This is a genomic window from Paenibacillus cremeus (assembly GCF_007786445.1).
Taxonomy (GTDB): Bacteria; Bacillota; Bacilli; order Paenibacillales; family NBRC-103111; genus Paenibacillus_G; species Paenibacillus_G cremeus.
Map to the genome: position 1 here is coordinate 1 of NZ_VNJI01000102.1, position 5016 is coordinate 5016.

The 5016-nt window shown below is 48.3% G+C and carries 5 protein-coding genes; 4 read left to right on the forward strand and 1 reads right to left on the reverse strand.

Translation table 11 applies throughout. The annotated features are described in order from the left end of the window. Positions 1-296: 296 nt before the first annotated feature. Together FPZ49_RS34710 and FPZ49_RS34715 are read left to right on the forward strand one after the other, a co-directional pair. Positions 297-662, forward strand: a complete 366-nt coding sequence (locus tag FPZ49_RS34710; RefSeq protein WP_144855282.1) for a YidH family protein — start codon at positions 297-299, stop codon at positions 660-662. Positions 663-957: 295 nt separating this feature from the next. Then, a complete protein-coding gene (locus tag FPZ49_RS34715) occupies positions 958-2148 on the forward strand; it encodes a serine hydrolase domain-containing protein (RefSeq protein ID WP_144855284.1) in 1191 nt (396 codons plus the stop codon). 82 nt (positions 2149-2230) lie between these two features. Here the strand turns inward: FPZ49_RS34715 and FPZ49_RS34720 are convergent, their stop codons facing one another. After that, a complete protein-coding gene (locus tag FPZ49_RS34720) occupies positions 2231-2635 on the reverse strand; it encodes a MerR family transcriptional regulator (protein WP_144855286.1) in 405 nt (134 codons plus the stop codon). 97 nt (positions 2636-2732) lie between these two features. Here FPZ49_RS34720 and FPZ49_RS34725 point away from each other — a divergent pair, with 97 nt between their 5' ends. After that, the gene (locus FPZ49_RS34725; RefSeq protein WP_144855288.1) at positions 2733-3563 is read left to right on the forward strand and encodes an SDR family oxidoreductase; all 831 of its coding nucleotides are present in this window, start codon (positions 2733-2735) and stop codon (positions 3561-3563) included. Between the two features lie 221 nt (positions 3564-3784). Continuing rightward, positions 3785-4792, forward strand: coding sequence for a cache domain-containing protein (locus tag FPZ49_RS34730; RefSeq protein WP_144855290.1), 1008 nt, complete (start codon positions 3785-3787; stop codon positions 4790-4792). The last annotated feature ends 224 nt before the right edge of the window (positions 4793-5016 follow it).

A 5016-nucleotide genomic window follows, 5' to 3' on the forward strand; every position in this document is an offset into this window, starting at 1 on the left:
GTCAACGGTCTCTAACTCGCTCATTCCAAACAAAGCGTTGGAAGCGGCGGGCATGGTATTTCTAACAAACTTACTCACCACACGTTTCTAATTCAGTAGTGAAATATGCAGCCCGGTGACGGGTGAAGACAACTCACTCCTGAAGATGGGGAACTGACGAAGGAAAGCCGTGTGCGGGAAATCCGCATGCACGGTTTGACGGGGAGTCCGGGGAAGTAATTCCCCGTCTTACCCTACTGTAATTCAATATGGAGGGAATAATAGGGTTAACAACTTACGGAAGGCTGAACTATTAGATGGTAGAGAAGAAGTCGGACTTCAAGTATGTACAGCAGCATTTAGCCAATGAGCGTACATTTCTCGCTTGGATACGTACAGCTATTGCGGTTATTGGGCTAGGATTTTTAGCAGCTGGGGTCGTTTTTCGAACAACAACTTTTGAACATGTTGGTCATATCGTTGCAGCGATTGTTGGCATTGGAGCAGTTTTAACGGGAACCATTATTATTTTCATGGCGACATGGGATTACAAACGAAAGCAAAAAGGTATTGATGAAGAACTATTTAAGTCTCCAACTTCCATCATTTGGTTTCTGGCGATTGGACTTGCTATAGTTGCATTTTTATTAATCGTCCTCGTTCTATTGCTTTTACTTTTGTGATTGTTCACTCAAGGACCGGATAGACTAATGTATTTTGGATCAATATCAAAATTCGGTAATGATGAAAATTTTGGATAAAATGTAAGCGGCATGCGTCATAACGGTCACAGCCCTGCTGCTGTGGGGTTATTTTTTTGCAGCCCAACTGCTTAGTAAAAAATTGAAACAATTTGTGCATTCGTCTACTAGTCGCTCTGTTCCGAAACGGGTACGATAAGATTGTCAATTTGTCCGACAAAATAAACTCGCATCCGAATGCCGAATGATAATCTGAACTAGACAGGAGTGTTCTTCCATGGGAAACATGAACCATCTCACATCGCTGCTTAAAAGCTTTATCGAGAAGGGACCCGCAGGCTGTTCCTGCACAGTCGTCCGTGATGGCGAAACAGTGTATGAGGAAGGCTTCGGCTTGGCCGACCTGGAGCTGAACAAACCGATCACACCGGACACGATCTACCGTATTTATTCGTTGTCAAAAATCATTACTTGTACAGCTGCTTTGATTTTGTATGAGCGCGGACTTTTCTTGCTAAACGATCCTCTTGAGGAATATCTGCCTGAGTTTAAAGATCCGCACATCTACAAGCGCAATACGAATGGCGAATGGACCATGGTTCCCGCGGCGTCCTCCATCCGCATTAAACACTTGTTTTCCATGACTTCCGGGTTGACGTATGGGCTCTTACCTGGGATTAAAATCAAGGATGACTTTTTGGAGACAGCTCGCGAAACCGGTAAAATATTAGAGGATCTGAACCGCAGAGCAGCCGAAGGCGACAAAGTAAGCATGCGGGATTTTTCGAAGGCACTTGCCGGCGTTCCGCTGGCTTTCGAGCCTGGCGCACACAGGCAGTACGGACTCAGCCACGATGTTTTAGGGGTTCTCATCGAGGTCCTCACAGGCAAAACACTCGGCCGGTTTTTGCAAGATGAAATCTTCGATCCTCTCGGCATGAAGGATACGTTCTTCCGCATTCCGGACGACAAGAGGGATCGGCTATGCAGCCTGTACAATCGGTCCGATGACGGGACGATGACGAAAATCACGAGAATGGACGCAGGCTACCAACCTGAAGCCGTCTTGGAAATGGGCGGACAGGGGCTGCTGTCCACCCTGGGGGATTACAGCCGGTTTGCGCAGATGCTGGCCTGCGGCGGGGAGCTGGACGGAGTCCGCGTACTCAGCGCGAATACAATTCAGCTCATGGCCACCAATCATTTAGGACCAGCTCAAATGGCCGATTTCAATATCCCTCAATTGGCTGGATACGGCTATGGGCTTGGTGTCAGGGTAATGATTGATCCGGCGGCTGGAGGAAGCAACAGCTCCGTCGGGGAATTTGGTTGGAGCGGAGCAGCCGGAAATTATGTGCTCATTGACCCAAAATTGAAGCTTTCGGCGGTGTATATGCAGCAAATGTTCCCGAATTTCGAAGCGTATCACCACCCGCGGTTGCGTTCGGTAATCTACGGAGCGTTGTAAGACACCGGGGTGGCGGGCGACAAGAACCATATCTCATGAAAGCTGCGGATACGAATATCGCGGCTTTTTTTTGCCGCACGACTTAATCCGTATTTCGAGCTTTTAATAAAGAACTAGCCTTTTCTGGGTCATGCTCCAAAGCAATCCTGTATTCCAACATAAAGTGCAGCGTATCTAGCATTAGATCAAACTGGCTCTTCTTATGTTCGATTTCACTGATCTTTTGCCGGATCCATTCCATCACTTGTTGATTGGTGCGCGTATTGGTATCATGATCCTGCAAGATTTCCTTCAGTTCAACGAGAGAACAACCGATCCCTTGAAACTTTTTTATGAGCTTCAGCCGCTCGATCGCGTCGTCTGAATAGTTACGATAGTTATTTTTCTGTCTTTGGACATGCCGAGTGTCCAATAAGCCTTCCTTTTCATAAAATCGAATGGTATGGACGGTTAATCCCGTCCTTTTAACTAATTCCTGAATTTTCACAAAAAGTCTCCCCTTAAGATGACTTGCTCTAGAGTTCACTCTATAGTTTACACTAGAAATAGTTCAAATACTTAATAGCTTATGGAGGAGATCATATATGCGTATTTTCGTAACAGGAGCAACGGGCTACGTGGGTTCCGCCGTCGTCCGCGAACTCATCCATTCCGGTCATCAGGTCGTGGGTCTAACACGCTCGGACAAAGGTGCCGCAATGCTCGAGGCACTGGGGGCCGCGGCGCACCGCGGTGATCTGGAGGACTTGGACAGCCTTCGCACTGGAGCCAAGGCTGCGGATGGTGTCATTCACCTGGCGTTTAAGCATGATTTTTCGGACTTTGCCGGTGCGCTCACAACCGATCTTCGCGCCATTGAAACGATAGGAGCGGCGCTCGAGGGCTCTGGCAAGCCGTTCGTGACTACGGCTCACTTTAATGGAGAGGCATCAGATCATGCGGCGATCGCATTGGCTGAACGAGGAGTACGGACATCGATCGTGACGCTTGCGCCATCCGTGCACGGCGAGGATGACAAAGGGTTCGTGCCGAGATTGATCCACATCGCCCGCGAAAAGGGTGTCTCTGCCTATGTAGAAGAGGGGTCAAACCGCTGGCCGGCCGTACATCGCCTCGATGCAGCGTCCCTGTTCCGCATGGCAGTAGAGGCCGCTCCTGCGGGGGCGCGACTGGACGGAGTGGGGGACGAGGGCGTGCCATTCCGCGACATCGCTGGTGTGATCGGCAAGCACTTGAAGCTGCCGGTGGTCAGTATTTCACGAGAGGAAGCCAACACGCACTTCGGATTCCTCGCCCTCCTTGCTGGGCTCGACATTCCAAGGTCGAGCGTGCAGACGCAGGAACTTTTAGGCTGGAGACCTATTCACCGAGGGCTAATCGCGGACCTTGAACAGGGTCACTATTTCAACAAGTAATCCGCTTCAAAACATAGCTGTCCGCCTAGAGCCCGGTTCTCGGGCTCTTTCCTATTTCTGCATCAACTCACGTCCAAATAAAGATATACTATACATGATTAACTATCGTTTTTATAATTAGTATCAAAACGCATTATGGGCTAGCACTACAAGGACCGTCCAGCATGATTGGGTGGTCTTTTTAAGTACCATTTTCTTTTAAAGGTGGAACTCACAAGAACATGCTCAATTTTAAATTCAAATCGATAAGGTCCAAGCTGATTTTGTTATTTACCGTCTTCTTCCTGCTCCCCTTTATTTTATTCGGATTCATTTGGTACCAGCGTTCCACGAAATCGATCGAAGAGAATGCCATCGCATCCGCGCAGAAGTCCATTCAGCAGGCCAACAGCTACTTGAATTATTATTTCAATGATTTAGAGCGCAGCACGCTGCCTTATATTACGCATCCGTTGATTCAAGCCTTTATGAATCTACCTCCGGACGACGTTTACCAAAGATTTTACATTACCGCGCAAATCCAGAATCAAGTGATCGATCAAATCATTTATGGAAAAAAAGAAATTTACGGCTTCTCCATCTACTCAGGAAATGGGATGATGGCTTCCAATTTGGCCAGCACGATGGACGGATGGGCCAGTCGCGACCTCGAACGGCTTCAGCCGAAGGGACAGCGAAAAGTGAGTTACAACAACGTACGCTGGGAAAATCAAATCCCGATCCTCACGATCAGTAGAACGCTCTCGATTAAAAGTGAGCAAGGCTCCCACGGACTCATGCTGGTAGATATCCGTCTCAACGAAATATCCGCGTTTATCAGCAAAATCGGCTCGAGTCAAACCGGCTCCACCTGGATCGCAAACGGAGAGGGCGTGATCATGCTCCACCCGGATCAGAGTCGGATTGGGACCAATGTGCCGGACTGGTATAACGACCATATTAATACTCGGGATAAGGGTGCGTTCATCCTGGGGGATTCCGGGGTTAAAAAGCTGATCGTGTTCGAACGATCCCCCTTGACCGAATGGACGCTAATCTCGGAGGTTCCGTTGGCCGATTTAACCGGAGACCTGTTCGCGTTGCGCAACTTGACCATTATCATTTTGATTGCCGTTACCTGTATTTCTTTGCTGGTTCTCGGCGGCTTCTCGCTCCGGCTCACGAATTCACTGACGAAGCTGAGAGGGCTGATGAAAAGGGCGGGCAGCGGGGCAATGTCATTTAGTTAAGGCATAGTGTCCAAAATCAAGAACAAGAGCAGGTTATCGAAAAGATAGCCCGCTCTTTTTTTGCGCAAAAATGCGAAATAGGTATTGACAAGCAGTTAAAAAAATGTGGCGAAGCCCCTTGAAAAACGAGGAGGTTTTGTCATTGGAATTGTACGCGAGCTCTTTAAAAGAAACGCTGACATCCCTTATTCGAGAGATGTCAGTGGCACCCGAACTTTATGTTA

What these genes read in the sequence shown, in the direction of transcription:
- FPZ49_RS34710 (WP_144855282.1), top strand. Translation starts at nt 297, where the DNA reads ATGGTAGAGAAGAAGTCGGACTTCAAGTATGTACAGCAGCATTTAGCC.
- FPZ49_RS34715 (WP_144855284.1), top strand. Translation starts at nt 958, where the DNA reads ATGGGAAACATGAACCATCTCACATCGCTGCTTAAAAGCTTTATCGAG.
- FPZ49_RS34725 (WP_144855288.1), top strand. Translation starts at nt 2,733, where the DNA reads ATGCGTATTTTCGTAACAGGAGCAACGGGCTACGTGGGTTCCGCCGTC.
- FPZ49_RS34730 (WP_144855290.1), top strand. Translation starts at nt 3,785, where the DNA reads ATGCTCAATTTTAAATTCAAATCGATAAGGTCCAAGCTGATTTTGTTA.